Raw genomic sequence first — 26,598 nt, forward strand, 5'->3', positions numbered from 1 at the left:
GAGTTTCAATGATCGTGTCAAGCAGCAGCCGTGACCGGCGGTGAATGATGGAACTCACGACCATCGCGCAGCAACGCCCACATGACGTCGACCAGGCGGCGGGCCAGTGCGATCAACGCCTGGGTGTGCCGTTTCCCCTCACCACGTTTGCGCAGGTAGAAAGCCCGGGAGGGACCGTCGGGACGTTTGATCGCCGACAACGCAGCCAGGTAGAACACCCGGCGCAGCCCACGGTGATAGCGCTTCGGCCGGTGCAGGTTGCCCCGCACCCGCCCGGAATCACGCGGCACCGGCGCCAGCCCGGCATAGGCCGCCAGATGCGCGGAACTGCCGAACGCAGCCCGCAGATCACCGCCGGTCCCGGCCAGCAGCGAAGCACCCAGGATCGGACCGAACCCGTCGAGACTGGTGATGCGCCCCGCGTCGGGATGCTCACCAAATCGGTCAGCGAGCTGCTTGCCCAGATCCTTGATCTCCCGATCCAGCTCCAAAAGCTGCCGCGCCAGCCGCGCGATCAGCGGCGCGGTCACCGATTCCTGCGGCAACGCAACGGTTTGCTCGGCAGCGGCAGCAAGGGCCTTGTCCACCATGGACGGAATACCCCTGGCCCACGCACCGTGCTCGTCCAGGTAGGCCGACACACCGGCCGCCCCGGCAGCGCGGATCCCGGCCGGGGTCTGGAAACCGGTCAGCAGCACCAGCGCCGAGCGGGTGGAGTAATCGAACGCCCGCTCCAGCGCAGGAAAAATACTCGCCAGCAGCTCACGGATCCGGTTGACCCCGCGCACCCAGTCAGCCATCAGGTCCTCCCGCCGCGCGGTGAGCACCTGCAGATCGGTCACCACCGCATCCGGGCTGGTGATCGGGGTCAGATCACCGCGCAGACGCGCGGTTTCGGCGATCGTGCGGGCGTCTTTGGCGTCGGTCTTGCCCTCACCGACGAACGCACCGGCCATCCGGTTGACCAGCCGGCCCGGCACCGACACCACCGGCTGTCCGGTGGCCAGCAACAGGGTGATCAGCAAACCGGCCGCACCGGAAGTCATGTCCACTGCCCACACCACCTCGGACGCTTTCGCGGTGGTGCGGGCGATCAGCTGCTCGATCGGGGCCTGCCCGTTGGCCACCTTCCGAGAGAACACGATCTTGCCGGTCTCATCCACCGCGCACGCGTGGTGGAAACCTTTGCCGACGTCGATCCCGACCCACACCTTGCCCACGGCCACCCGGCCTGTCCTCCCGTCTTCCCAGCTCACCCCGTGGACGACCCGCCGGCATCTCCATAAACAGCGCCCGAGCGCAGATCTCAATCAGCGGCCAGGGCGTCCAGAACGACAGAGCGGCCACTCCTCAGAAGCCACCTCACGAGGCAAGACATCATCAGCCACACCCCATCGCCCTGGGCATCCAGAACATCCCGTCCTGAACACCAACAATCTTATGGAGGAGATCATCATGGGAGACAGCAGCGTGCCGGCGCGGCTCGAGCACATCGGCATCGTCGTCGACGACCTCGCGGCCGCCAAGGCCTTCTTCACCGAGCTCGGGCTGGAACCGGAGGGCGAGATGACGGTCGAGGGCCGTGTCGTCGACCTCATCAACGGGCTGGACGGCGTCCGCTCGGACGTCGCGATGATGCGGACCCCCGACGGCCACGGACGTCTCGAACTGATCAAGTACCGGACGCCCGCGGGGCCGGCAGTCGACCCGGCCGCGCCGGCGAACACGCCCGGCCTCCGGCACATCCTGTTCGAGGTGGCGGACATCGACGACGTCGTCGCCCGCCTGCGGCAGCACGGCGCCGAGCTCGTCGGCGAGGTGGCGCAGTACGAGGACAGCTACCGGCTCTGCTACCTGCGCGGTCCCGCGGGCATCATCGTCGAACTGGCCGAAAAGATCGGGTGAACCGTGGACGAGGTCCTGCTGCGGAGCCTGACGCCGACGGTGCTCGCGATCCTCGTGCGGCGCGGAGCCGACTTCGCGTCGGCCGAGGACGCCGTGCAGGACGCGCTGCTCGAGGCACTCCGCGTCTGGCCGGCCGAGCCACCGCGCGACCCGAAGGGCTGGCTGGTCACGGTCGCCTGGCGCAAGTTCCTCGACGCGACCCGCTCGGAGAACGCCCGGCGGCGGCGTGAGGACCTCGTCGACGTCGAGCCGGAGCCCGGGCCGGCGGTCGCCACGGACGACACGCTCCAGCTCTACTTCCTGTGCGCGCACCCGTCGCTGCCGCCGTCTTCGGCGGTCGCGCTCACCCTGCGGGCCGTCGGCGGCCTGACGACCCGCCAGATCGCGCAGGCGTACCTGGTCCCCGAATCGACCATGGCGCAGCGCATCAGCCGGGCCAAGCGCACGGTCGGGCAGGTGCGGTTCGACCAGCCCGGCGACGTCGCGACCGTGCTGCGCGTCCTCTACCTGGTCTTCAACGAGGGCTACTCGGGCGATGTCGACCTGGCCGCGGAGGCGATCCGGCTGACCCGGCAGCTCGCGGCGGCGTTCGACCACCCCGAGGTTGCGGGGCTGCTGGCGCTCATGCTGCTCCACCACGCCCGGCGCGCCGGGCGGACCGCGGCCGACGGCAGCCTGGTGCCGCTCGCCGAGCAGGACCGCGGCCGCTGGGACACCGTCGCGATCGCCGAGGGCGTCGGGATCCTGCAGACGGCGCTCGCCCGCGACCGGCCGGGCGAGTTCCAGGCCCAGGCGGCCATCGCGGCCCTGCACGCCGACGCGCCGACCGCCGAGGAGACCGACTGGGTGCAGATCGTCGAGTGGTACGACGAGCTCGCGCGCCTGACCGACAGCCCGGTCGTCCGGCTCAACCGCGCGGTGGCGGTGGGCGAGGCCGACGGGCCGCGCGCCGGGCTGGCGGCCCTCGCCGAGCTGGACGACGCGCTGCCCCGCCACACGGCGGTGGCGGCGTACCTCCACGAGCGCGACGGCGACCTGGCGACGGCGGCGCGGCTCTACGCCGAAGCGGCCGAGAAGGCACCCAATCTCGCGGAGCGCAATCATCTGACCCGCCAGGCCGCGCGGCTCAACACCCGCCGGCGGGACTGACAGCGATACCCGCGTTTCGGCGACCCCAGTGGGCTCGCCGGTCCCGGCCCGCTCGACGACCGTCGGCGTGGCGAACGGATTCGCCGGTGTCGGAACCGGCCGCCGGCGGCGCGCCCCGGATCCCGAGCCGCCCGCCGGCGTCGTCGACCGGCCTGGATCGCGTCATCGCCGGCGAACCCTTCAACCGAGGTGGTCGTTCGCCCCGCTGACCCACTCGATGTAGCGCTCGGCCGACCGGCGGACCGCGCCCTTGGCGTCGCCCAGGATTTTTCCGCCCAGGAGGCCGTAGAGGCGGTCGAACTCGTACGGCTCGAGCCGGTCCACGATCCGCCGCACCAGCCCGGCCGAGAGCGGGATCTTGTTGGGGTAGCTGCGCATGAACGTCACCCAGCCCGCCGCCGCCACCGGCAGCATCGTGTCGCCGACCAGCAGCGAACCGCCGGTCTCGTTTTCGACGTGGGCCACCGCGGCGCCCGGGAAGTGGCCGCCCGCCTCGACGAGCGTCACGCCGGGCAGAACCCGCTCGGTGCCGGACCACTCCCGGATCACCGGGTCCTCGCGCCGCACCCACTGCCGGTCCGCGGCGTGCACCAGCACGGGGACGCGGCCGAGCCGGTGGCTCCAGCTGACCTGGGAGCCGTACATGTGCGGGTGGCTGGCCACGATCACGGCGGCGCCGCCGAGCTCCTCGATCTCGGTGGCCAGCGCCGCGTCGAGGTGGTTCGGCGGGTCCCACAGGAGGTTGCCCTCGGCGGTCCGGACCAGGTGCGTCCACTGGCCGATGCCGAACGGCGGTTCGCGGTTGAACCGGTGCAGCCCCGGTTCCAGCTCCTCGTGCACCACTTCGTGGCTGTCGGCCGAGAGCTTGTCGAGCGTCGTCCACACCTGCCCGGAGGCAGGCACCCACTGGCGGTCGTCGGCGCAGATGGCGCAGGTGCCGGCCGGGGGCCGGTCGGTGTCGGGGTGTTCGACCCCGCAGGTTCCGCAGATCCAGATCGTCATGACCCCAAGTCTTGAAGCTCCAGCAAGGTCGAGGTCAACCTCCGTCCGGGCGTCCTGGGAGAATCCCGCCATGGACTCGGGGACGACCACGCAGCTGATCACCGTGGGAGCGACGCTCGGCGGCGTCGTGCTCACGTTGCTGACCACCACGCTCGTGGAGAGCCGCAAGCTGAAGGCGACCCGACGTGCCGAGGCGGAGAAGCGCGCGGCCGAGCACGCCGCCTGGCTGCGTGACGAACGGGTCAAGGCCTACGCGGGCCTGTCGAACGCGAGCGAGGAGGCCTTCCAGCTGATCCGGTCCGAGTTCTTCCGGCTGCCGGAGAACCGCGCCGAGATCGAGGCCCGGTGGCGGGAACGGCGCAACGAGCTGCGCAAGGCGCACAACCAGGTGGCCCTGTTCGGCACCGAAGAACCGCGCCGGCGCGGCAAGGAACTGTGGAAGGTGGCCCGCAACGGGGCCAACGACGTCCTCGCCGAACCGGACTCCGGGGAAGCGAAGGTGCGGCGGGCCGGGATCGACCGCGTGCTGACCGGGATCAGCGAAGCCGGCGACCGGTTCCTCGAAGCCTGCCGCGCCGACGTCCAGGGCACGACGACGGACTAGTCACGCGGGACCGGCGAGCCCGATCAGGTTGCCTTCGGGGTCGGTGAAGTGGGCGACCACCAGGTCCCGCCCCGGCGCGCGGTCCGGGCCCATCCGGCGCGTCCCGCCGAGGCGTTCGGCCTCCGCCAGCGCCGCCGCGACGTCCGGGACGCCCACGTAGAACACCGTGTGCTTCTCGTACCCCGCGCCCCCGCCGACGCCGCCTGGGATGCCACCTGTTTCCACGAAGCCGTAGCTGCCCGCTTCCGACACCTGGTCCGACACCGGCCCCGAGGTGTCGAACTCCCAGCCGAACAGCTCGCCGTAGTACCCGCGCAGCCCTGCCGGGTCGGTGCCGATGATCTCGAAGTGCACGACCGGATTGCCCATGACGGCCACGGTACGCCGCCCTAGTTGTTAAAAACAACCTCAAAGTTGTAAATTGGCACCATGCCGACGAGCCGAAGCTACGGGGACGCCTGCGCCACCGCCCGCGCGCTGGACGTCGTCGGGGAACGCTGGGCCCTGCTCGTCGTGCGCGAGCTGCTGCTCGGGCCGCAGCGGTTCTCCGACGTCCGCCGCGCGCTGCCGGGCGCCAGCTCGAACCTCGTCACCGACCGGCTCCGCGAGCTCGAGGGCCACGGCGTGGTCACCCGCCGGAAGCTGCCGCCCCCGGCGGCTTCGACGGTCTACGACCTGACCGAGTGGGGTCGCGAGCTGGAGCCGATCGTGCTGGCACTGGGCGCGTGGGCCGCCCGCGTCCCGCTCCCCCGGCCCGCGACGCTCGGCGCGACGTCGATGCTGCTGTTCCTCCGCGGCTCCGCCCGCCCGCGCGCGACGGCCTGCTACCGCGTCGAACTGGACAGTCGCGTGTGGACGGTCCGCACCGAGCCGGGCCGGATGACGGTCGAGCCGGGTGAGCCCGCCGCCCCGGACGCGACGATCCGGACGGATCCCCCGACGTTGAACGCCCTGCTCGAGAAGCCGTCGGACCTGGACGCGGCGATCGCCGACGGCCGGATGACGGTCGACGGCGACCGGAAGGCCGTCCGCCGGCTGCTTCGCGAACACGAAGGTTGACTCAGGCGAAGTCCCCGGCGTGGTCCCCGGCCCATTCCGCGAAGCTCCGCGCCGGGCGGCCGGTGACCGCCAGGACCGTCTCCGTCGTCGCCTGCGGCCGGCCGACCAGGGCGGCCAGGCGCCGGATCCGGGCCTCGATCACCTCGGCCGAACCCACGCGGCCGAGCCCGCGGGCTTCGAACGCCGCGGTGAGCTCGCGACGGTAGTCGTCGAGGTCCTGGGGCTCGACGACTACCGGGCGCCCGGTCACGCGGCCGAGGACCGAGGCCTGGTCCCGCACCGTGAGCGATTCGGGCCCGGTCAGAGTGTGCACCGCACCGAGGTGGCCGGACGACGTCAAAGCGCACACGGCGACGGCGGCGATGTCCGCTTCGTGGATCAACGCCGCGTGCGAGTCCGGGAACGGGTCGCGCACGACGCCGGCGCGGACGGAGTCCGCCCACAGCAGCCGGTTGGCCGCGAACCCGCCGGGCCGCAGGAACGTCCACGGGATCCCCGAATCGCGCACCGCCTGCTCGGCTTCGCCGTGGGCGCGGGTGATGGCGTCCGCGGACGCGGGGTCCGCGCCCAGTGCGGACAGCAGCACGACCTGCGCCAGGCCGCCCGCCCGGGCGAGGAACCCGCCGAGCCCGGCCGTGCCCGCGTAGAGGAACGCCTTCGTGACGCCGTCCAGAGCCGCGTCCCAGTTCTCGGGCCGGGCCAGGTCCGCGGCGACCACCTCGACCCCGCCGGGGAGCCGGGTCCGGCCCGGGTCGCGGCCCGCCGCGCGCACTTCGTGTCCGTCTTCGAGCAGTCGTCCCACCAGCGCGCGGGCGACGTTCCCGCGGGCTCCGGTCACCAGAATCGTCATGTCCGCAGGCTCGTCCCCCGTGGACGGAACGGGGTAGGCACTGGCGGTACCACCCCGGTGCGGGGTGATGATGGAAGCGTGGACAGGGTGGAACTGGGCGGGTTCCTGCGCAGCCGGCGGGCCCGGCTGCATCCCGCCGACGTCGGCCTCGCGCCCGGCGGGCGGCGGCAGACGCCGGGGTTGCGGCGCACCGAGGTGGCGCTGCTGGCCGGGATCTCCGTCGACTACTACGTGCGGCTCGAACAGGGCCGCGGGCCGCAGCCGTCGGACCAGGTCCTCACCGCGCTCGGCCGTGCGCTGCGGTTGACGGACGACGAACACGCGTACCTGCTGCGGCTGGCGCGTCCGGCTCCCGCGCCGTCGCCGCGGCCGGTGCCCGCGAACGTCCTGCGGCTGCTCGACCGCCTCGGCGACGTGCCGGCGATGGTGATCGACGCGGGCTACGACGTCGTGGCCTGGAACCGGATGCTGGTCGCACTGATCGGCGACCCGGCCGGGTGGCCGCCGCGGCGGCGCAACCGTTTGCGACGGCTGTTCGACACCGGCGACACCACCACCGGCAACCGCCTGGACCTGGCCCGGCTGTGCGTCGCGGACCTGCGGGCGAGCGGGCGGTACCCGGCAGATCCCGCCGTTCGTGCACTCGTCGACGAACTCCTGGAAGAGAGTCCCGAGTTCGCCCGGCTGTGGGCCGAGCGCGAGGTCGTCGTGCAGCGGACGCTGACCAAGCGGACCGTCCACCCGGTCGCGGGCCCGCTGGAGCTCGACTGCGAGATCCTCGCCGTCCCGGGCCACGAGCACCGGCTCCTCGTCTACACGGCGGCGCCGGGCACGCCGTCCGCCGAAGGGCTCAAACGACTCATCGCGTGAGCGCCCCTTCGCGCACGCGCAGCGACGGCGCGAGGAACACGATCCCGAACGTCACCACGACCGCCGACGACAACGCCCAGTGCAGCCCGATCCGCGTGGCCAGCGCCCCCACCAGCACCGGCTCCACCAGGAACCCCAGGTACCCGCACGCGGCAACGGCGGCCACCGCGCGACCCGGCGCGTCCGCCTGCTTGCGGCTCGCCACGCTCCACGCGATCGGCACGATCCCGGCCACGCCCAGGCCGACCACCGCGAAGCCGGCCACCCCCGCGACCGGCCACGGCGCCGCGAGGACCACCGCGAAGCCCAGCACCGCGACCGTGGTCGCCACGCGGACGAACCGCACCGCGCCAGTGCGCGCCACGACCCGGTCGGCGACCAGGCGGACCGCGATCATCGTCCCGGAGAACGCGAAGTAGCCCAGTGAGGCGAGCGCGGGCGTCGCGCCGGTGACGTCCGCGAGGTACACCGCGCTCCAGCTGTTGACCGCGCCCTCGGCGACGAACCCGCAGAACGCGATCACGCCCAGCGGCACCAGCGCGCGGCTCGGCCACGCGAACGCCGCGTCGCCCTGGCGGCGGTCGGCTCCGGCCAGGAACAGCGCCCGGCCCCACAGCGCCAGTGCGAGCAGCACCGCACCCGCGATCGGGAAGTGCACCGAGACCGGGACGTGCAGGGCCTCCATCAGCGCGTCGACGCCGGAACCCGCGAGGCCGCCGATGTTCCAGAACGCGTGGAAGCCGGCGAAGATCGGCCGCCCGTAGCCCTCCTCGACGCGCGCCGCGTGGGCGTTCATCGCGACGTCGAGCAGGCTGTTGCCCACGCCGAGCACGGCGAGCGCGGCGACGAACACCGGCGCGGACCCGGCGAACGCCACCAGCGGCAGCCCGCCGCACAGCACGGCCGCGCCGAGCACGACGGCCGCGCGGCTGCCGATCCGGGTGAGCAGGGCCCCCGCGCCCAGCAGCGCGACCACCGATCCGAAGGCGAGGCCGAACAGGCCCGTGGCCAGCTGTCCCGTGGTCAGACCCACTTGCTCCTGCACCGCCGGTACCCTCGCCAGCCACGTCGCGAACGCCGCGCCGCAGACGGCGAAGACGACGGAGACTCCCAGGCGTGCGCGTTTCAGTTCCCCAGCCACGCTTCGCGATTATCCTGATCTCCGTGGCCAGCTGGGACGACGTCGGCCGGATCGCGCGCGGGCTGCCCGAGGTGGCCGAGGACAGCTCGCGCGGGCACCTGGTCTGGCAGGTCGGCAAGAAGGGCTTCGCCTGGGAGCGCCCGCTGCGCAAGGGCGACGTCGAGGCGCTCGGCGCGCGGGCGCCCGCCGGGCCGGTGCTGTGCGCCTATGTGCCGGACGTCGGCGTCAAGGACGCCTTGGTCGCCGACGAACCGGCTGCCTTCTTCACGACCCCGCACTTCCGCGGCTTCCCCGCGATCCTCGTCGAGCTCGACCGGATCGACCTCCCGACCCTCGAAGAAGTGCTGGTCGAGGCCTGGTTGTGCCGGGCGCCGAAGCGGCTCGCGAAGACGTGGCTCGAAAATCGGCGAACCATGTAGAGAACGCGGGCCGGACTCCGTCCTTTCCCGTGAACGCGCCACCGGGGCGCGGAGAGGAGCCGATCATGGCGAGGTACATGCTGCTGATGAGCTACACCGGGGGCACCGCGTGCGATCTCCCGATGGGCGAATGGCCGCCGGAGGACATCCGCGCGCACATCGACTTCCAGCACGCGCTCGACGCCGAACTGCGGGACAAGGGCGAGCTCGTCGACGCGCAGGGCCTGGCCGGTCCCGACCTGGCGAAGACGGTGGTCTCCGACGGCCGGACCAGCCCGGTGGTCACCGACGGGCCGTACCCGGAGGGCAAGGAGCTGCTGGCCGGCTACTGGATCGTCGACGTCGAAAGCGAGGAGCGCGCACTGGAGATCGCGGCGAAGGCCTCGGCCGCGCCCGGGCCGGCCGGGGTGCCGATCCAGCAGCCGATCGAGGTGCGCCAGGTGATGAGCGCGCCCGCCTGATGGCCGGCGACCGGGTCGAGGACCTGCTGCGCACGCTCGCGCCGCAGGTCCTCGGCGTCGTCGCGCGGCGGTTCCGCGACTTCGACGCCGCGGAGGACGCCGTGCAGGAGGCGCTGCTCGCGGCCGCGCGGCACTGGCCGTCCGGCGGGGTGCCGGACAACCCCCGCGGGTGGCTGATCCAGGCCGCTGTCAACCGGCTGACCGACCGGCTCCGCAGCGACGAGGCCCGTCGCCGCCGGGAAGACGCGGCAGCGCTCGAACCGCCGCCGCCGGACGTCCCGGACACCGACGACACCCTCGTCCTGCTGTTCCTCTGCTGCCACCCGGCGCTCACGCCCGCGTCGGCGATCGCGCTGACGCTGCGCGCGGTCGGCGGCCTGACCACGGCCGAGATCGCGGCGGCGTTCCTGGTCCCGGAAGCGACGATGGCGCAGCGGATCACCCGGGCCAAGGCGCGCATCAAGGCGTCGGACGTGCCTTTCCGGCTGCCGGACGACGACGAGCGCGAAGCCCGGCTGCGGTCCGTGCTGCACGTGCTCTACCTGGTGTTCAACGAGGGCTACACGAGCAGCGGGGGCGGCCGCCTGCACCGCACCGAGCTGTCCGGCGAAGCGGTCCGGCTGACCCGGCTGCTGCACGCGATGCTGCCCTCCGACGGCGAGGTCACCGGCCTGCTGGCCCTGATGCTGCTCACCGACGCGCGGCGCCCGGCCCGCACCGGGCCGTCCGGCGAGTTGGTGCCGCTGGCCGAGCAGGACCGGGCGAAGTGGAACCGCGCGCAGATCCGGGAGGGCGTCGCACTGGTCACCGAGGCGCTGGCGTGGGGCGACGCGGGCGAGTACCGGCTGCAGGCCGCGATCGCCGCCACGCACGACATCGCGCCGCGCGTCGAAGACACCGACTGGGAGCGGATCCTGCGGACCTACCGGCTGCTGGAACGGCTGACGGACAACCCGGTGGTGACACTCAACCGCGCGATCGCGACGGCGATGGTGCACGGGCCCGCCGCCGGGCTCGCGCTGCTGGAGACCCTCGAGCTGGGCGGGCACCGACCCGACGCCGTCCGCGCGCACCTGCTGGAGCTGGCCGGAGACGTCACCGGCGCCGTCCGGCACTACGACGCCGCGGCCGCGCGGACCACGAACACCCCGGAGCAGCGGTACCTCCTGACCCGCGCCGCGCGGCTGCGGGAGTCGGGCCGGGTCCCCGGAGGCGAGCTCCGAGGTAGCTGATCACCCCCACGGCCACCCCGATCGGGTCTATCTTGGCCGGGTGAAATCCCTGAGCCACGACCGGCTGGCCGAGGCGCTCGTCGCCGAAGCGGAGGAATTCGGCATGGTGATCGCGGGCGCCGCACCGGACGTGCGGGTCCCGACGTGTCCCGAGTGGACCCTGCGCGACCTGGCCTGCCACGTCGGGCTGGCCTACCACAAGTCCGCCGCCATCATCGCGAGCCGGCCCACGGGGTACGTCCCGTTCGACGCCGTCACCGTCGACGACCCGCCCGGCTTCGACGCTCTCGGCGGCTGGCTCGTCGACGGTGCGGAACGGCTCGTCGAGACCGTCGCCGACATCGGTCCCGAAACGCCGACATCGACGTGGACACCGGATCGCCGCGCCGGGTTCTGGACACGCCGGCTCACCCACGAGACCGTCGTCCACCGCGCGGACGCCGCCCTCGCGACCGGTGCGCCGTACGACGTCGACGGCGACCTGGCCGCGGACGGGATCGCCGAAGGCCTCGACCTGGTGGCCGTCTTCTCGCGGCTGGAGCACCCGGCGCTGGACCGGACGTCGTTGCGGGGCACCGGCGAGACCCTGCTGTTCCGGGCCACCGAACCGGACCTCCGCTGGCTGGCTCGCCGGACGCCGTCGGGCGTCGAGGTGAGTCGCGAGCAGGCCGAGGCCGACGTCGTCGTCACCGGCCGCGCGGCCGACCTGCTCCTCGCGCTGACCGGGCGCATCGCCACCGACGACCCGCGGCTGACGGTTTCGGGTGACGCGGAGCTGTTCCGGCACTGGCGGGAGCACACGAAGTTCTGAGCGCCGCTCAGACGTGGTGCACCGACTCGACGGTGTAGAGCTGGGGGTCGGCCGTCGCGATCGCCAGCGCGGCCCGCAGGTGCTCCTGGCACGCCGGGTCGGTGAGCATCGCGCGGAACGCGTCCGCGTTCTCCCACTGGGCGTAGTTGACGACGCGGGTGCCCTCGGCACCGGCGTGGATGGTGGCCGCGACGAAGCCGGGACGGTGCCGCATCACCTCTTCGGTCGCCGTGACCAGCACGTCGACCAGCTCGCGCTGCCTCGCGGGCTCGACGGTGAAGACGTTGATCAGGGTCGCCACGGGCGCGTTATGTGTAAGGTTCCTGTCATGAGTCAACCCCCGACCGGCGACCGGCCCGGTTACCTGCTCAAACGCGCCCAGCAGGCACTGAACCAGGCCTGCACCGACCGCCTGCGACCCCTGGGGCTGTCGATGTCGCAGTACGCCGTGCTGCGCGCGCTCGACGACCACCCCGGCGCGTCGTCGGCCGAGCTCGCGCGGATCACGTTCGTCACCCGGCAGTCGCTGCGGGACGTCTTGGGCGGCCTGAGGTCGGCCGGACTGGTCACCGTGGCCGAGCAGGCGAGCACCGGCCGGGCACGGCCGGTGGCCCTGACGCCGTCCGGCCACGAGAAGCTGCGCGCCGCCGAAGACCTGGTCACGCGGGTCGAACTGGAGATGCTCGGCGACCTGTCGGCCGACCAGCAGCACTACCTGGCGAGCTTGCTGCGCACTTGCGTCGAAAACCTGACTTGACGGTGGTCGTATAGTCGGTTCCGACTAATAGGGAGCGACTAGTGCCACCACGCAAGATCCGCAACACCCTCGCGCTGGCCCTGCTCGGCCTGCTGCTGGAACGCCCGATGCACCCGTACGAAATGGCGTCCACGCTGCGCGAGCGCTTCAAGGACAGCACTTTCAAGATCAACCCCGGCTCGCTCTACGACACCGTGGAGTCCCTGGCGAAGCACCGGTGGATCGAACCCGTCGAGACGGTCCGGGAAGGCAACCGGCCGGAGCGGACCGTCTACGCGCACACCGAGCTCGGCCGCCAGGAGTTCGTCGCGTGGCTCGACGAACTGGTCCGCGAGCCGGTCGCGGAGTACCCGAAGTTCGTCGCGGCGGTGAGCTACCTGGGCGCGCTCGGCCCGGAGCGCGCGGCCGACGCGCTGGAGGAACGCGCTCGGCACCTCGCCGACCGCATCGACGGCGCGAACACCGCCCTGGACGAGACCGTCGGCAAGGGGGCACCGCGGCTGTTCATGATCGAGGTCGAGTTCGTCCGGCACGCGTGGCAGGCGGAGCTCGACTGGGCCCGCGCCACCGCCGCCGAAATCCGCTCCGGCTCCCTGCCCTGGCCCGACCATTCCTGAGGGGAAACTCGTGCTCGAAACCGATGTCCTCGTCGCCGGCGCCGGTCCCGCCGGCCTGCTGCTCGCCGCCGAGCTCGCGCTGGCGGGCGTCCGCACGACGATCGTCGAACGCCACCCTTCGCGGCCACCGTACTGCCGTGGCTTCACCCTCAACTCGCGTTCACTCGACCTGCTGGCCCGGCGCGGACTGGCCGAGGGCCTGATCGCCGAAGGCCATCGGGTGCCGCACGCGCCGGTCACCGGGCTGCCCGGCCCGCTGCCGCTCACGGACGCGGCGACCGACCACCCGTTCTCGCTGGGGATCCCGCAGACCCGCGTCGAAGAGGTCCTGGAGAGGTGGGCCGCCGACCTCGGCGTCGAGATCCTGCGGGGTCACGAGCTGCGTTCGTTCACGCAGTCCCCCGAAAGCGTCTCCTCCGTCGTCCACAACGGACAATTCGGCCGAACGGTTTCCGCTCGCTTCCTGGTGGGCTGTGACGGCGGCCGCAGCACGGTGCGCAAGCAGGCCGGGATCGGCTTCCCGGGCGTCGACGCGCGCTGGTACGCGCTGCTCGGCGACGTCGAATGCGAGCTGCCGTACGGCGTTTCGACCGGACCGGACGGCCGCACGGTGTTCGCCATCCCGCGGCCGGGCTACGTCCGGATCGTGGTGCACGAGGACGACCCGCCGGCCGACAAGTACGCGCCCGTGCCGCTCGAACGGCTCCAAGCGCAGGTGGACGCCGTGCTGGGCCAGCACGTCGAGCTGCGCGAACCCCGCTGGCTGACCCGGTTCGGCGACGCGGCGCGCTTGGCCGCGCACTACCGCGAAGGCCGGGTCCTGCTGGCGGGCGACGCGGCGCACATCCACCCGCCGGCCGGGGCGATCGGGGTGAACGTGGCCCTCGACGACGCGTTCAACCTCGGCTGGAAGCTCGCGGCGACCGTGCACGGGACGGCCCCGGAGGGGCTTTTGGACACCTACCACGCCGAGCGGCACGCGGCGGGGGCGCGGATCCTGGCGAACACGCAGGCGCAGGTGGCACTCGAAGAGGCCGGCGACGCGCCGTGGGCCGACCTGATGCGCCGGATCGCCGCGCATCCGGCGGGGAACCGGGCGCTGGCGGAGATCATCACGGGACTGGACGCGTGTTACGAGCCGGGCGGGCACCCGTGGCTGGGGCGGCTGGCGCCGGACGTGCCGCTGGTGGTCTCTTCGACCGAGACGCACCTGGCCGCGCTGCTGCACCCGGGACGGCCGGTGCTGCTGGATTTGACCGGGTCGTTCGCCGCTTGGTCGGCGGCGGTCGAGGTGGTCACGGCGTCGAGTCCGTCCACTTCGGACATCGACGCGGTGCTGCTGCGGCCGGACGGGCACGTGGCCTGGGTCGGTACGCCCGGCTCGGGTGACGACGGACTGGCGGAGGCGGTGCACCGCTGGATCGGCGACGCGGGGCCCCCCGCCCTTCCCTTGGGGGGCGTCCCCGAGTCCAGTCTATCGGCGGGGTAGGTCAAACCCGGCCGGATCGCCCGGTGAGCACCCGAGTTGTCCACATCCGGGCCGGGCTGGGGAAAGGTCAGCGCGGGCGGTCCAGGACCGCCCGCTGCTCGACTCGCCCATCGAGCGTGAACCGGCTGTGCGGCGTGAACCCCAGCTTCTCCACCACCCGTGCCGACGCCTTGTTCACCGGCTCGTACACCGCCAGCAGGCGGTCCGCGAACCCGGACTCGAAGACGTGGTCGCGCACCGCCGTCGTTGCTTCGGTCGCGTAACCCCGGCCCCAGCCCGACGGTGCGATCCACCAGCCCATCTCCACCGCCGGCATGCCCAAGCCCGACTCCTGCGGGCTGCGGCTGACCAGCGACACCACGCCGTCGAACGAGCCCGGCGCGGTGGAGACCGCGAACCAGCCGAAGCCGTGGGCAGCCCAGTGCGCGAGCGTCGCCCGGTGCTTGGTGAGGGTGTACTCGCGGGTCCACGGCTCGCCCGTGCCGACGTACCGGACCGTGTCCGGAATCTGGGCCAGCGCGAACAAGTCGTCGAAGTACTCGTCGGCCCACTGGTGGAGCGTGAGCCGTTCCGTGGTGATCAGCACCACCGACAGTCTAGGCACGCGCGAGGTTTCCGCCATCGATTACTTCGGGTCACCGGGGTAGCCCGATCGGTCTATGGTCCGGACCACATTAATGGTCTATACCAATCATGTCCGGAAATCCCCGCCGCCGCGCTCGTCGTCGTGGAGGTTCCACCATGCGTCTCCGTTCCCTGCTGGCCGGGCTGGCCGGCCTCGCGCTCGTGAGCACCGGCCTCGGCGCTCCCGCCGAAGCCGCCGCCGGGTCGCCGATCCCCGTCGGGCCCTACGTCGACATGGGCGCCTGGCCCACGCCGAGCCTGTCCGCGATGTCCGCCGCGAGCGGCGTCAAGGGCTTCACGCTCGCCTTCGTCAACTCCTACGGCTGCAAGGCCAGCTGGTTCGGCGCCTACGACCCGCGCACGGCCTGGCAGAAGGACGAGATCACCAAGATCCGCAACGCCGGCGGCGACGTCAAGATCTCCTTCGGCGGCGCGTCCGGCATCGAGCTGGCCCAGGCGTGCAGCACGTCCGCGCAGGTCGCGGCCGAGTACGACGCCGTCGTCAAGGCGTACGGCCTCAAGTACGCCGACTTCGACATCGAGGGCGCGGCCGTCGCGGATCCGACGTCGATCGCTCGCCGCTCGCAGGCCCTGAAGACGCTCCAGAACAACAACCCGGGCCTGAAGATCTCGCTCACGCTGCCCGTGCTGCCGACCGGCCTCGACGCGAACGGGCTGAACGTCGTCAAGGCGGCCAAGGACGCCGGCGTCACCCTGGACCTGGTCAACATCATGGCGATGGACTACTACCAGGGCGCGGGCGACCAGGGCGCGAAAGCGATTTCCGCGGCCAAGGCGACGCAGGCACAGCTCAAGTCGCTCTACGGGCTGAGCGACGCGGCGGCGTGGAAGAAGGTCGGCGTGACCCCGATGATCGGCGTCAACGACTCGCAGAACGAGATCGTCTGACAGCGAAATGCGCTCTGACCTGGGGATCAGCACCCCGATTCATGGGGTACCAGTAGCCCAGGCCGTCACCAGGCCGTCAGGCCGTCTCTTCAGCTTCTCCGGCCGCCGTGCGCGGCTTGAACATCTCATCCGCAGCGGCCCGCGCCCGCTCATGGCTTGACGGCATCAAGTGCGTGTAGACCTTGAGCGTGAAACCCTCGTTGGTGTGCCCGAGATAGGCCGCCAGCTCCTTGACGCTCACACCGCGCGCCAGCATCGATGACGCGAACAAGTGCCGCAGCGCGTGCATCCCGTCGTCCCGGTCCTCGTAGGACAGGCCAGCAGCCTTGAACGCCGGTTGCCAGATGACGTAGTTGAACGCCGTCCGCTTGTACAGCTCGCCATGCTTGTTGACCATGAGCACGTTGATCGTCTCGAACGCACGCCCGTCTCGTTCCGCCCACGGCAAAGTGATTCGCGTGGGCGGGAACAGCTCAGCGTACGCATCGAGCGCGTCCAGTACTCCCCTTCCGATCGGGATAGTGCGCGTCTTGTGCCCCTTCGGGAGCTTGAACTTTCGTTCGCTGCCAACGGTCACCATCTGCCGCGTGCAGTGGTAGACCATCTCGCGCCGGTCCACGTTGTCGAGACTGAACGCGAACATCTCACCTTGCCGCAGTCCGAGCCCGGCACCCAGCGGAACGCATGGCTTGAAGCGCGCGGGAAGAGCCAGCTCTATCCGCCGCAGACGAGAGTCCGGCCACGGAACCACCTTCCGCTGAATCCTCTTCGGAGCCTGGATCGAAGCGTCACGGCATGGGTTCTTTTTGATCTTCCCGTCAGCCACCGCAGCATCCAGGATCGACGACACAAGGTCGAAGAGCGTTCGCTGATAGGTTGCCGAAGTTTCCTTATCTTGCTTGCGAAGCCACGCCAGCCACTCACGAATCGGCTCGGGAGTCTTGAACGACGAGAGAAGCTTGCCACCAAGGAACGGATAGACCTGATTCTCAAGCCGCGACTTTTCAATGTAGACCGTTGATTCATCCTGCGATCGGCTGGCCATCACGGTCTCCGCATACACGCGGAACTTTACCTTTCCAGCAGTAGGATCGGCATAAGTTCCCGCATATACGTCATTTTCCATCTTGGTCAAGAACTCACGCGCAGCAGTAAGCTTCCCGTCCGGGAACGACCGCGATCGCTCCACCTTGTCCGGGTCCAGGTAGCGAACCTTGTACCGCAAGCCCTTCCCGTACAGCGAGGTTCGCTCCTGGACCGGCTTGCCCTTGGCGTTGAGCACCGGCTTCCCGGTTTCGGGGTCTTCCTTGTCCCGGAACCACCGATCTTGAATATGGCCCATCCCACTCTCCTTTCTTCGCAACCGATTGACGAAACATTGAGCCCGTTACGCGGCACCCAGCTCCGCAACCCAGGCACGCACCGCCACCGGGTCATAGCGGACATGCTTGCCCAGCTTGAGGAACGGCGGCCCGTAGTTCTTCAGCCGCCAGTCCCGCAGCGTCTTCTCCGGTATCCGGAGGAACGCTCCAAGTTCCTCCGGACCCCAGAGCCCTTCCAGCTCGACCACCCGAATACGCACCGTCATCCCCGTGTCCTCCCCTCCACGTTGGGTCAAGCAGCCTCCGGGACCGCAGTTGCCGAAGTTTCTTGCCCTGGTGGTCCGGCAGCGGCGAGCATCGCGGCCGAGTACTCCGCCTGCCACGTGATCCGCTCGGAGATCGCCCGCATGACGAGCTGGTCCCTCGGCGGACAGTGAGTGTCGCCGGGCTCGACCTTGCGCCACACGAACCGATCCGGAGCCGGTTCCGGCTTGCTGATCCCGACCGCCGCCAACGCCGACAGCACGAACCCGCGACGATCGGCCTTGTGATCGGCCACCGTCTTGCCGGACCACTTGCGCGACACCAGAACCCGCCGCCCCGGAAGCCCGAGTGTGGACCTCCGGTGGGCGCGTCCCTTGCAGTGTCCCGGGGTCGTTTTCCCGTTGGCTCCCTTCGGGTTGATCCCGTACAGCAGCCAGACCGCGCAGCGCGGCGAGCACGGCGTCACGGCCAGGTGGGCGTGAAGCATGTCGTGGTGATCCCGCTGGCCGGTGGTGTCGGCCTCCACCACTTCACCCGTGGACTTCGTCAGGTACTTCGTCAGATAGCCGATGTGACGCCCGGCTTCCTCCGTCCCACCAAGCAGGCCCTTCGAGTGCACCTGCGCACCGAAGGTCACAACATGCGCCGGAGTCTCGACGGCCTCCACCGCGTCATCCCAGGCCGTCAGCGGCTCCCGGGTCTCCGGGTCCACAAAGGAACGCGAATCGGGATCCCACAACGGTTTCCGATCCGTGTAGACCATCTCGTCATGCGCAGGCCACCACACCTGGTGATAGGTCGCCTCCGTGACCAGGCGAATGGTGTCGTGCGAGATCGCACCCCGCAACGCCGCGTGCAGATGCGGAGCCGCCCGCTTCTGCGGCTCGACCGTGGCGAAGTACTGCACATCCCAGCCGACGACCCGCCGCAGGTTCTGCCACCACCGATCCACCAGCGCCGCGAAGTGCACCGCATCCCGAGCCGCCCGCCGGTAGTCATACGACGCCGGGTCGACCGGGGACCCATCGGACCGGACCCGGCCGTAGGTGTCACAGGTCAGCGTCACGAACATCGACGGCCGGAACTTCCCCGCGAACTCCCGCCCCACAGTCGTCTTGCTCACCTTCCGCCGAGGCAGGTTCGGAGCGTCCTGCCGCCGCTTGGTCGAGCGCTTCACGGCCTTGCGCTCCACCTCATCCAGCGAGGGCAGGCGACCGGTCATCCCGGAGGCCCGCAACTCAGTATCCACGGTCGCGACCTCCGCGCGCAGTTCCTCCGCTTCCGTCTCGTCTCCGGCCGCCACCACGTCGCGGTAGTGCGCGGCCAGGTCGGCCCGGTAGGTCAGCAGCTCGGTTTGCGTCTCCGAGGGCTTCTCGCGGGTGATCACCGGCTCTTCGGTCAGGTGCCAGCCTTCCCGGCACTGGGTCTGCCGCAGCGCCTTCGCCTTCCGCGCGCAGGGCAGGCACACCGATTCCACCGTTGAGCCGCACGGGACGGGGACGTAGCGGACTTCGCCGGTTTCGGTGTCGCCGACCTCCATCGTGAACGGCCGGGTACACACCCCATACTTCTCCGCCGTGGCCTTCACGACCTCTGCCGACAACGCTCCGCGGATTCGCCCGACCGGGTTGGCCGGCGGGGCCTGCACCTGCGGATCTTCGGTTATGGTGGTCATGCCGACCTCCCTTCGCCCGTGCGTCGATCGGCCAGGCTGATCACCTGGGCGCCGCCGTTGGTGACGTAGTGCTCCAGCTGCTTGATCGTCTGATCGGGCACCCACCCCGCCCGCACACGCAGGGGCTCGCGGATGCCTTCGCCCCACACGTAGCCGACACCGGCCGCCGACTCCGGGATGCGGTTGGCCCACGCGCCACGTTCGTATGCGCCGTCACCGAGGACCATCGGGACCTGTGTCTTGGAGGTGAGCCGCATGGCGATGCGCCGGGGCAGCAGCTCTCGCACCGGCACCGTGTCCTTGGTCGGTTCCTGGACATATCCGCGCACGGTGAAGCCGAGCGCCCGGCCCTGCGTGGTCAGGATCGCCAGCTTCTCCACGATAAGATCGCGGGTTTTGCGGTCGGTGTACTTCGTCAGCGCGCCGATCTCATCGAACTCCAGCAGCTCGACCGGATACTCCGTAGAGATCGACACCTCCCGCGTGTTCCCGGCAAAGACGCGCTTGCGGTTCTCCAGCTCCTCCAACAGCGCGTCGAGGACGTCGAGGGCCTCTTTTCCGGACTGGCCGTAGCGGGCGAAGATCCCGCGCCCGTAGGACAGCTCCATAGCCTTCGGGTCAATCCCCGACACCCGGATAACCCCGGCCCGGATCGCCGACGCGGCCGCCACCAGCGGGCACCACATGACCGAGTTCTTGCCCGACCCGGTAGCCCCGGCGACGAGGGTGTGCGACCCGGTACCGACCAGCGGGAGCCGCCACGGCTTGCCGTACTCCGTCGCTCCGGCGAACACCGCCCGCAGATCCACCCCGGTCCCGTCGACGGCGACCAGGTCCGGCACCGGCAGACACGTCACCGGTGAGGCCAGCAGATCCCGGCGCATGAAGTCGATCGACACCACGTCGGGCTCGAGTTCTCGAATCTGGCAGCGGGTGACCTTCCGGGCCACCGCCAGCGCGCGGGCCGCCTGGTCAAACTCCTCCGGGGTCTGGCCGGCCACCAGCCGCACCCGCACCTCATCCCACGAGGCACCGGACCGCACCGAAAGCAACTGGGGCACCGCGACCGCGTCCGAGCGGTTCTCACTGCGCGACACCGAGTTACGCCGACGCCCGACCAGGGAGACCGTCACGTCGACCGGCACCGACGCATCCCGGACTACCAACCCGCAGGCGGTCAGCCAGCCGCCGAGCTTCTGTCCGTAGAGCGCCCAGCGCAGCCACCACGAGCGCACCCACCGCCCGCACCACTGGTCATAGCCGACCGCGTCCAGCCGCCACCAGACGAGCTGGACCAGGCCCAACATCCCGACCGCGACAGTAAGCGAGACCCAGCCCAGCCAGTTCCACCACGCCCAGACCGCCACCAAGGTCAGGCAGGTTCGCCAGCGGGTGACCAGTTGCCGAACAATCCAGACCACCGCCCGCAGCAGCCCCCACAGGGCCACCGCCACGAACGCGAGCGCGGCCAGTAGCTCCGCCATCCGCGCAAGGGCGTGACCGACCTTGGCCAGCACCCACAGCAGCACCGCCAGGCCGCCGCCGACGAGCGTCGTCATCATCACCGCGTGTGCGTCCATCAGCGGCCACCTCGCACACCAGCGGTCGGCAGCGTCAGGACCAGCGGCAACATCCCCAGGCACGGGGCGCAGCGATCCTCACCCGGCAGCAGCCGAGCGAACTTCTTACATTCTGTGCAGCGCATCCGGGTGACCCCGGTTGACTGCCGTTGGTTGTCATCATTTATCGTTTGCATTGTTCGCTGACTCCAGTGGACAGACGCGGAACCGGCCCGTAAAGGTTTCCAGGCCCAGGTGGGCCGGTTCTGCGTGTGAATGAGAGACATTTTTGGCACGCAGGGACGCGTTTTATCTAACACGCGTCCCCACGTGCGAAGCTGTTGCCGATATTGAGTTAGTGCGCCGTGTTCAGTTCTCCGGCGTACTCACTTCCCCGCTCTCCGTCTCGCCTGTGCTGTAGTCGTTCTTCCACTCTGGACGCTTCGTCAGCCGCTCCACGCAACGCAACTGAATCCCATGATTGGCCAGGGCCTCCCACTTGTGATCCGGGTCCGTCTCCGACATGGACTTGAACATCCGCGCGTTGTGCCGATGGAACTCCACCCATGTCTCAACCGGCGCATTCCGCCCCGGCATCCGCGCGAAGATATCCATCTGCGCATCGCGCAATTTCACCGGATACAGCGGAGTTTTCGCCGCCGAACCGCGCTTGCCGTTCCCGCTCATCCCCTTTCGTCACCTGACTCTTCTTGCTCGACCTCGGCCACCACCCAGCCGAACAACTGCTCACGCGGGATGTCCAGCACATCCGCCAGCCGCATGATCGTCGGCACCCGACGCACCGGCCGCGAACCCGCCTCCACCCCGCCGACGAACGACGGCGAAAAGCCCGACCGGTCCGCGACGTCGTACTGCTTCCAGCCCCGGCGATCACGCACGCGCCGCAGCAAGACACCCACCGGCACGAACACCCCGGCGTCGACGTCGTCGAACCGAACCGGCTCCAGCTCCGCCATCACGCACCCCGCCCACGACGCGGCCGGATAGGAGCCGGGTGCAACCGCCGACCCTGCACAGGCACCGCCCGCAGACCAGTCGCCGTCTGCTCCGCACTCCCCTCCGCGATCGGCTGGCCGGCCAAAATCGCCCACTCCTGCGCAGCGTCACTCATCGCTTCCGACGCAGCGGCCAGCGCCGCCAACGCCCACCACTCCAATCCCGGCACCGTCGACAGCTCATGCCACAAGCGGGCAACCCGCCGCGCGGCAAACGACACCTTCTCCGCCAAGTCCCACCGCGACGGATCAGCCACCGCCTCCCGGTACGCCATGTGGTACGCGGCATAGGCAATTTGCCATTCGTCATTCAGCCGCGAGTACACCGCCGGGTCCGGCTCGTTCCCAGTAGCCACTTTCAGCACCCCTAGGCCGCCTTCGAGCCATCAGCGCTACCCGCCGACGAACCCGAGTTCGACCGCGATGACTTCCCCGCCGTCCCAGACCCGGCGGCCGCGAAACCGGTCGCCCGGTACACGTAGGTCTGGTACTTGAACTCACCCTGACCGCCGACGCGCGGTTCCGCGGTCAAGCCCTCCAACTCGATCGGCCGCATCCCCGGCAGTACCTCCGCCGTCGTCGGCACCGGCTGCACGTCTGCCAGCAAGATCAGCTCGAACGAAGCCCGCTTCGCTCGGCTCTCGCCAAGGTCGGTCACGGCGACCTTCCACTGACGCTTGCCCGTCTGCTCATCTACGTTCTGCCGGGCAACCTGCCCCTTCGCCATCGCCTCGCGAGACTGGTACTCCGTGTCCGCTCGAACCTCACCCGTCATCACAAGACCCTGAGGAAACGCCTGGTCAAACGCGATTTCGAACCGAAAACCCTTATCGATTGCCACTGTGATCACCTCGTCACTACGTGTTGCCCGCCCAGTGCGAGCCCCTATCGCCACGATAGAGCTATCTCTATTAAGCCACGGCGCGTTACAGGTGTCAATAGAACCATCTCTAACCAACCCTCTAGACCGTCGTACGTCCCTAGCGATAGCGTTATTGGGGTTGACAGATGGAGGAGGACCACGTGAGCACCGGCTACCGCGAACTGGCGGCGATCCTGCGGGACGCCATCCAGCGCGGCGACTACCAGCCCGACTCGACCTTGCCCAAGCAAGACGAGCTGGCGGCCGAGTACGGGGTGAACGTCAACACCGTTCGCAAGGCAATCGGGGTCCTGGACGCCGAAGGTCTCGTAACGCCTATCCGCCGACGCGGCACCGTCGTCCGAGCACGGCCCCCGATGAAGCGGCTCGGCGCCGACCGCTACGCCAAGAGCAAGTGGAAGTACGGAGACGTGGTCGCGTTCATCGCCGACCGCGAGGCGTCGGGCCGCGAGTGGAAGCCGACCGACCAAACCCAGACGATCAACAAGGTCGAAGCCGATCCCGAAGTCGCCGAGGCCCTGGGGGTCATGGTCGGCTCCCCCGTCTACGAGCGCGCGCGGATCGTGAAGGACGCTGGCAAGCCCACACACACGCTGACCAGCTACTACCGGCCCGCCGACGTCGAGGGAACCCGCCTCGTCGACCCGACCCCAGGTCCCGCCGGCCGAGGTGGCGGATTCCTCGTCTTGACACTCCAGGGCCTGGAGCCCGACACCATGACCGAGACGTTCTACTCACGGATGCCGACGCCCGACGAGGTCGATCAGCTCGAACTACCGGCAGGTGAGCCGGTCATGATCTTGCAGCGACGCACCTTCACCGAAGACGGGCGAGTCGTCGAGTTCGCGCGTGGGGTACATGCGGCCAGCCGCTTCTCGTGGTCGTATACGTTCAAGATTCCCGACTGACCGGAGAAGCCATGCCCGAGCGAGCCGCGTCCCTGCCCGATTCCCTTCGCGCGGACGTCGAGACGCTCTGGGACTACCACGACATGCACCACGAACTGCGTCCGGCAGATGTCGGGATCGGTCTCGGCAGCCACGACCTCAGCGTTGCCACCTGCGCGGCCGACCTCTTCAAGACTGGCTTGTTCCCGCTGATCGTCTTCACCGGGGCGAACGCACCGACCACGATCGAGCGGTTCCCGCGCGGCGAAGCCGTGCACTACCGCGAGCACGCGATCGAGCTTGGAGTTCCAGCGAGCGCCATCATTGTTGAACCCAGGGCGCGGAACACCGGCGAGAACATCACCTTCACGCGCGAAGTCCTCGCCGACCACGGTGCAGATATTCGCTCCGTAGTTCTGATCTCCAGGCCGTACCAGCAGCGCCGCGCATACGCGACGTGTAAGAAGCTCTGGCCTGAAGTCGAGGTCACCTGCGCGTCGACGCCTATGCCGCTGGATAAGTACGTCGCCAGTATCGGAGACGTCGACCGCGTAATAAACATGCTCGTCGGCGACACTCAGCGAATTTCAGTCTATGCCAATAAAGGGTTTGCGATTCCTATGTCGGTCCCAGCCCCAGTTCAAGAAGCTTACGCTCGTTTAGTTTCGGCAGGATTCACACAGCGTCTCATCTGAGGCAGTAGGTAAATCTATAGCACTTCAAACAGCGAGTTCGCCCTGACCTGCCTGCTTAGCCCAATCGCTACGCGCTCGCGTCCTATCTCCACAGCTTGAAGTGATACCCCTTCCGACTGAATTGAAATAATCGATCCCACACGCGGGGCACCGTCGCCTACAGGTACCAGACATACGTGATCTCCGACAGAAACCGCGACATCCAACTTCTTGATAGCAACAGTAGAAGGCCCTAGCGTCACCTTTTCGTCCACCTCGCCCAGGTGCCGACAATCAAAAGTTCCAAATCTCTCAACGAAGTGAGCCTGCATAGCACAAATACAACGCTCGAAAAACGATCGAGCATCGTCTATCCATCCACACATCAGGTCCGCCCCCAGCAAGTTCTCCGGCACCTCCCCGTGGGCAATACTGTTTCGTTCCGAAACTAGCTTGTCGAGACGCGATGCCGCCGACTCACTACTGTCGCCAAATGGCGCTTTCATCCAACTGATTTTTGCCTCAGCAACCATCAATCGGTCACACCACTCACGAATAACATCGGACCATACATTGCGATCGATCGCCGTAAGGCGACTGAACTCGGCCCAGCGAACTGAATCGAGATGCGAGATCGCATCCTGAAAATTGCTATCTTTTCGCTCCGAAGTCGCCTGAGCCGAAAGATATGCCAGAGTACGCTTTTGATGAGCAGCCATAAGTTGCGGCGGCAGATCACCAGGAACGCCTGCCGCAACCTTCAGTGTTTGCAGCGAGGCATTTCCAAGCTTCGTAAAAGCGGCCTCAGTCGCCGCATACGCCAACAGAATCCAACTCGAATACAAGTTAACCCGATAGTCAACGTCACCACGAGGTATAGTCTCGAAAGATGCGTTGACATAGAGCTTCAATTGATCGAAGCGCTCAGCCGACGCGCGCCACGCTTCTTCAATATATCGATCGCCCACTTACGCCGCCATAAATGAGCGCAGATACTCTTCGAACAGGATTTCTCGGCGCATGACATCCGCGCGAGTCTGACCACGCAGATTGAAAACACTCGAATTCATTGAATAGAATCCAGCCAGGCCTTCCACGATAGCATCGCGTTTCCCGACAAGCACATCGGCATCGCCTAGAAGTCGCGAAAGTACATTCATACAAGCATCGTAGATAGACTTTGAAGGTACCGCCGTCCAACTCTCCCTACGAGTACGCCTAAAGGCTTTATCTCCAAAGATCTTTTCAGCCAAATCTAGCGTGCGCAGGAATATACTGCGAAGCTCCTCGATAACTTCTTCTTCAAATGTATTCGCGGCCTGCAAGTATTCATCAAGGTAATCCTTGATGCTCGACCTGTACTCGATCATCCTTTGCCTGTTGGCAAAGAACCTCAGAACTAATTCAACATCGGTCATATCGCGCCAAGCGGGAGGAATCTCAGCAGCCTCCCCTTGACTCCGATCAGCAATTTCCGCCAGACCGGCCTCTTCGATCTCGTCATACTCGTCACCGCTGGGCTGGTCCGAGTCGACTAGCGATTCGACATCGACGGGAATTTGCCACAATCTACGCAATGCCGGAGTACGAGCAAGCTCCTTGCAAAGCCTATTCATCGGTCCGTCATACAGGGCGTTTCGCAGCTCCTGAGGAGAAAGGTGGACGCCGCCCGTATTGATTCGACCGAAGACAAACCGCTTCAGAATATCCGGCTCTTCGGCACCGTGACTTGTTTCCTTGAGGAGGATAATCGACGACAAGTACCTACGGTTAATACCCGCTCGAATCTTCTTAGGCAATGCGTCGTAATTGAGGCCGTCGAGTTCCTTCCAGTACTCAAGGCCGGTCAATTCGAACTTGTTAGCGTAAAATTCTCGAACGGCAGTCATGCGCTGAAGACCGTCCATTACTTCATATTGATTATAGTCCCACTCGTAAAGAAACACCGGAGGAACTGGAACGTTCATAATAAATGACTCAATCAACCGACTCTGTTGCACCCTACTCCAGCGATGCCGACGCTGATAGTCGGGATCCAACTTGTAATTCCCCGAGTCAAGCAGGTCCGTAACCGACTCAAGAGGGTATCGAGCCTGCTCGGTGACGATACGAATCTCACCGCGCGAGTACTTCTCGTCGATTTCGTCGTCACTCGGCCGCTTCCCTGGTTCCGCTGGCGCGAGCTTCTCGCTGATCAGTTCGCCTTGCCTTAGCTCAGCACGCTGCCTCGTTACTAGCTGCTGAAACTCTGGTTCCCTGTCCGAAGCTTGCGGCACGACCGTGTCCTTCTAGTTGAGCGGCTATACACGGCTGAACTTACTCCCTAACTGCTACTCGGACCATCTGCATTTGCCGAATTTGGCTCTATGGGATCAAGGCGCCGCCTGCGGCGGCGCGCACAGATCACCTTGCGTACGTC

General features: G+C 68.4%; 32 protein-coding genes. 15 read left to right on the plus strand and 17 right to left on the minus strand.

From position 1 onward, the window contains the following. Positions 1-17 precede the first annotated feature (17 nt). Positions 18-1,226: an IS110 family RNA-guided transposase gene (locus QRX60_RS02575; protein WP_285995415.1), complete on the minus strand. Its 1,209-nt coding sequence runs from the start codon at positions 1,224-1,226 to the stop codon at positions 18-20. 229 nt (positions 1,227-1,455) lie between these two features. On the opposite strand from QRX60_RS02575, the gene QRX60_RS02580 reads away from it, so the two are divergent. Both QRX60_RS02580 and QRX60_RS02585 read left to right on the plus strand, forming a co-directional pair. Beyond that, positions 1,456-1,905, plus strand: a complete 450-nt coding sequence (locus QRX60_RS02580; protein WP_285999188.1) for a VOC family protein — start codon at positions 1,456-1,458, stop codon at positions 1,903-1,905. Between the two features lie 3 nt (positions 1,906-1,908). Further along, positions 1,909-3,054 (plus strand): RNA polymerase sigma factor, encoded by a 1,146-nt coding sequence (locus tag QRX60_RS02585; protein ID WP_285999189.1) that lies wholly within the window; start codon positions 1,909-1,911, stop codon positions 3,052-3,054. 180 nt (positions 3,055-3,234) lie between these two features. On the opposite strand, the gene QRX60_RS02590 is transcribed toward QRX60_RS02585, so the two are convergent. Further along, positions 3,235-4,056 carry an MBL fold metallo-hydrolase gene (locus QRX60_RS02590; protein WP_285999190.1) on the minus strand — a complete coding sequence of 274 codons (822 nt, stop codon included), beginning with the start codon at positions 4,054-4,056 and terminating at the stop codon, positions 3,235-3,237. Between the two features lie 70 nt (positions 4,057-4,126). Between QRX60_RS02590 and QRX60_RS02595 the strand changes: the two genes are divergently transcribed. Further along, complete coding sequence (locus QRX60_RS02595; protein ID WP_285999191.1) at positions 4,127-4,660, plus strand: hypothetical protein; 534 nt, start codon at positions 4,127-4,129, stop codon at positions 4,658-4,660. On the opposite strand, the gene QRX60_RS02600 is transcribed toward QRX60_RS02595, so the two are convergent. Then, a complete protein-coding gene (locus QRX60_RS02600) occupies positions 4,661-5,029 on the minus strand; it encodes a VOC family protein (RefSeq protein WP_285999192.1) in 369 nt (122 codons plus the stop codon). It abuts the gene before it with no gap. A 60-nt stretch (positions 5,030-5,089) separates the two neighbouring features. Here QRX60_RS02600 and QRX60_RS02605 point away from each other — a divergent pair, with 60 nt between their 5' ends. Then, entirely contained in the window at positions 5,090-5,719 is a 630-nt protein-coding gene (locus QRX60_RS02605) for a winged helix-turn-helix transcriptional regulator (protein WP_285999193.1), read from the plus strand. Position 5,720: 1 nt separating this feature from the next. Here the strand turns inward: QRX60_RS02605 and QRX60_RS02610 are convergent, their stop codons facing one another. After that, positions 5,721-6,569 carry an NAD(P)H-binding protein gene (locus QRX60_RS02610; protein WP_285999194.1) on the minus strand — a complete coding sequence of 283 codons (849 nt, stop codon included), beginning with the start codon at positions 6,567-6,569 and terminating at the stop codon, positions 5,721-5,723. 78 nt (positions 6,570-6,647) lie between these two features. On the opposite strand from QRX60_RS02610, the gene QRX60_RS02615 reads away from it, so the two are divergent. Then, positions 6,648-7,439, plus strand: a complete 792-nt coding sequence (locus QRX60_RS02615) for a helix-turn-helix transcriptional regulator (protein WP_285999195.1) — start codon at positions 6,648-6,650, stop codon at positions 7,437-7,439. Here QRX60_RS02615 and QRX60_RS02620 read toward each other — a convergent pair. Further along, on the minus strand, positions 7,429-8,580 hold the full coding sequence (locus tag QRX60_RS02620) for an MFS transporter (protein WP_285999196.1): 1,152 nt from the start codon (positions 8,578-8,580) through the stop codon (positions 7,429-7,431). The genes QRX60_RS02615 and QRX60_RS02620 overlap by 11 nt on opposite strands. Before the next feature lie 23 nt (positions 8,581-8,603). On the opposite strand from QRX60_RS02620, the gene QRX60_RS02625 reads away from it, so the two are divergent. From QRX60_RS02625 to QRX60_RS02640, 4 genes are all read left to right on the plus strand, one after another. After that, positions 8,604-8,999 carry an MmcQ/YjbR family DNA-binding protein gene (locus QRX60_RS02625; RefSeq protein WP_285999197.1) on the plus strand — a complete coding sequence of 132 codons (396 nt, stop codon included), beginning with the start codon at positions 8,604-8,606 and terminating at the stop codon, positions 8,997-8,999. Between the two features lie 65 nt (positions 9,000-9,064). Continuing rightward, entirely contained in the window at positions 9,065-9,460 is a 396-nt protein-coding gene (locus tag QRX60_RS02630; RefSeq protein ID WP_285999198.1) for a YciI family protein, read from the plus strand. After that, positions 9,460-10,692, plus strand: coding sequence for an RNA polymerase sigma factor (locus tag QRX60_RS02635; protein WP_285999199.1), 1,233 nt, complete (start codon positions 9,460-9,462; stop codon positions 10,690-10,692). The genes QRX60_RS02630 and QRX60_RS02635 overlap by 1 nt, the downstream gene beginning before the upstream one ends. 40 nt (positions 10,693-10,732) lie before the next feature. After that, on the plus strand, positions 10,733-11,503 hold the full coding sequence (locus tag QRX60_RS02640) for a maleylpyruvate isomerase family mycothiol-dependent enzyme (RefSeq protein ID WP_285999200.1): 771 nt from the start codon (positions 10,733-10,735) through the stop codon (positions 11,501-11,503). 7 nt (positions 11,504-11,510) lie between these two features. Here the strand turns inward: QRX60_RS02640 and QRX60_RS02645 are convergent, their stop codons facing one another. Continuing rightward, positions 11,511-11,804 carry an antibiotic biosynthesis monooxygenase family protein gene (locus QRX60_RS02645; RefSeq protein WP_285999201.1) on the minus strand — a complete coding sequence of 98 codons (294 nt, stop codon included), beginning with the start codon at positions 11,802-11,804 and terminating at the stop codon, positions 11,511-11,513. A 27-nt stretch (positions 11,805-11,831) separates the two neighbouring features. On the opposite strand from QRX60_RS02645, the gene QRX60_RS02650 reads away from it, so the two are divergent. From QRX60_RS02650 to QRX60_RS02660, 3 genes are read left to right on the plus strand one after another with little or no spacing between them, the layout of a single operon-like run. Continuing rightward, positions 11,832-12,260, plus strand: coding sequence for a MarR family winged helix-turn-helix transcriptional regulator (locus tag QRX60_RS02650; RefSeq protein WP_285999202.1), 429 nt, complete (start codon positions 11,832-11,834; stop codon positions 12,258-12,260). 41 nt (positions 12,261-12,301) lie between these two features. Beyond that, positions 12,302-12,877, plus strand: coding sequence for a PadR family transcriptional regulator (locus tag QRX60_RS02655; protein ID WP_285999203.1), 576 nt, complete (start codon positions 12,302-12,304; stop codon positions 12,875-12,877). Between the two features lie 10 nt (positions 12,878-12,887). Beyond that, a complete protein-coding gene (locus QRX60_RS02660) occupies positions 12,888-14,366 on the plus strand; it encodes an FAD-dependent monooxygenase (protein ID WP_285999204.1) in 1,479 nt (492 codons plus the stop codon). A gap of 67 nt (positions 14,367-14,433) precedes the next feature. Here the strand turns inward: QRX60_RS02660 and QRX60_RS02665 are convergent, their stop codons facing one another. After that, positions 14,434-14,952 carry a GNAT family N-acetyltransferase gene (locus QRX60_RS02665; protein WP_285999205.1) on the minus strand — a complete coding sequence of 173 codons (519 nt, stop codon included), beginning with the start codon at positions 14,950-14,952 and terminating at the stop codon, positions 14,434-14,436. 155 nt (positions 14,953-15,107) lie between these two features. Here QRX60_RS02665 and QRX60_RS02670 point away from each other — a divergent pair, with 155 nt between their 5' ends. After that, positions 15,108-15,899 (plus strand): chitinase, encoded by a 792-nt coding sequence (locus QRX60_RS02670; RefSeq protein WP_285999206.1) that lies wholly within the window; start codon positions 15,108-15,110, stop codon positions 15,897-15,899. 76 nt (positions 15,900-15,975) lie between these two features. Here QRX60_RS02670 and QRX60_RS02675 read toward each other — a convergent pair whose 3' ends face one another. From QRX60_RS02675 to QRX60_RS02710, 8 genes are all read right to left on the minus strand, one after another. Beyond that, positions 15,976-17,241: a tyrosine-type recombinase/integrase gene (locus tag QRX60_RS02675; protein WP_285999207.1), complete on the minus strand. Its 1,266-nt coding sequence runs from the start codon at positions 17,239-17,241 to the stop codon at positions 15,976-15,978. Between the two features lie 45 nt (positions 17,242-17,286). Beyond that, positions 17,287-17,487, minus strand: coding sequence for a helix-turn-helix transcriptional regulator (locus QRX60_RS02680; protein WP_285999208.1), 201 nt, complete (start codon positions 17,485-17,487; stop codon positions 17,287-17,289). Positions 17,488-17,513: 26 nt separating this feature from the next. Next, complete coding sequence (locus QRX60_RS02685) at positions 17,514-19,160, minus strand: replication initiator (RefSeq protein ID WP_285999209.1); 1,647 nt, start codon at positions 19,158-19,160, stop codon at positions 17,514-17,516. Beyond that, positions 19,157-20,740, minus strand: a complete 1,584-nt coding sequence (locus QRX60_RS02690; protein ID WP_285999210.1) for an FtsK/SpoIIIE domain-containing protein — start codon at positions 20,738-20,740, stop codon at positions 19,157-19,159. Before QRX60_RS02690 ends, QRX60_RS02685 begins: the two co-directional genes overlap by 4 nt. Positions 20,741-21,088: 348 nt before the next feature. Then, a complete protein-coding gene (locus QRX60_RS02695) occupies positions 21,089-21,406 on the minus strand; it encodes an AMED_5909 family protein (protein ID WP_285999211.1) in 318 nt (105 codons plus the stop codon). Further along, entirely contained in the window at positions 21,403-21,696 is a 294-nt protein-coding gene (locus QRX60_RS02700) for a helix-turn-helix domain-containing protein (RefSeq protein WP_285999212.1), read from the minus strand. The genes QRX60_RS02695 and QRX60_RS02700 overlap by 4 nt, the downstream gene beginning before the upstream one ends. Then, positions 21,696-22,100: a hypothetical protein gene (locus tag QRX60_RS02705; RefSeq protein WP_285999213.1), complete on the minus strand. Its 405-nt coding sequence runs from the start codon at positions 22,098-22,100 to the stop codon at positions 21,696-21,698. The genes QRX60_RS02700 and QRX60_RS02705 overlap by 1 nt, the downstream gene beginning before the upstream one ends. A gap of 2 nt (positions 22,101-22,102) precedes the next feature. Next, complete coding sequence (locus QRX60_RS02710) at positions 22,103-22,576, minus strand: hypothetical protein (protein WP_285999214.1); 474 nt, start codon at positions 22,574-22,576, stop codon at positions 22,103-22,105. Positions 22,577-22,758: 182 nt separating this feature from the next. Between QRX60_RS02710 and QRX60_RS02715 the strand changes: the two genes are divergently transcribed. Together QRX60_RS02715 and QRX60_RS02720 are read left to right on the plus strand one after the other, a co-directional pair. Then, entirely contained in the window at positions 22,759-23,526 is a 768-nt protein-coding gene (locus QRX60_RS02715) for a GntR family transcriptional regulator (protein ID WP_285999215.1), read from the plus strand. Positions 23,527-23,537: 11 nt separating this feature from the next. Then, complete coding sequence (locus tag QRX60_RS02720) at positions 23,538-24,200, plus strand: YdcF family protein (protein ID WP_285999216.1); 663 nt, start codon at positions 23,538-23,540, stop codon at positions 24,198-24,200. 14 nt (positions 24,201-24,214) lie between these two features. Here QRX60_RS02720 and QRX60_RS02725 read toward each other — a convergent pair whose 3' ends face one another. Beyond that, positions 24,215-25,147 (minus strand): MAE_28990/MAE_18760 family HEPN-like nuclease, encoded by a 933-nt coding sequence (locus QRX60_RS02725; protein ID WP_285999217.1) that lies wholly within the window; start codon positions 25,145-25,147, stop codon positions 24,215-24,217. Further along, positions 25,148-26,455: a DUF262 domain-containing protein gene (locus QRX60_RS02730; protein ID WP_285999218.1), complete on the minus strand. Its 1,308-nt coding sequence runs from the start codon at positions 26,453-26,455 to the stop codon at positions 25,148-25,150. Positions 26,456-26,598 lie beyond the last annotated feature (143 nt).

It is taken from the genome of Amycolatopsis mongoliensis (assembly GCF_030285665.1).
Classification (GTDB): Bacteria; Actinomycetota; Actinomycetes; order Mycobacteriales; family Pseudonocardiaceae; genus Amycolatopsis; species Amycolatopsis mongoliensis.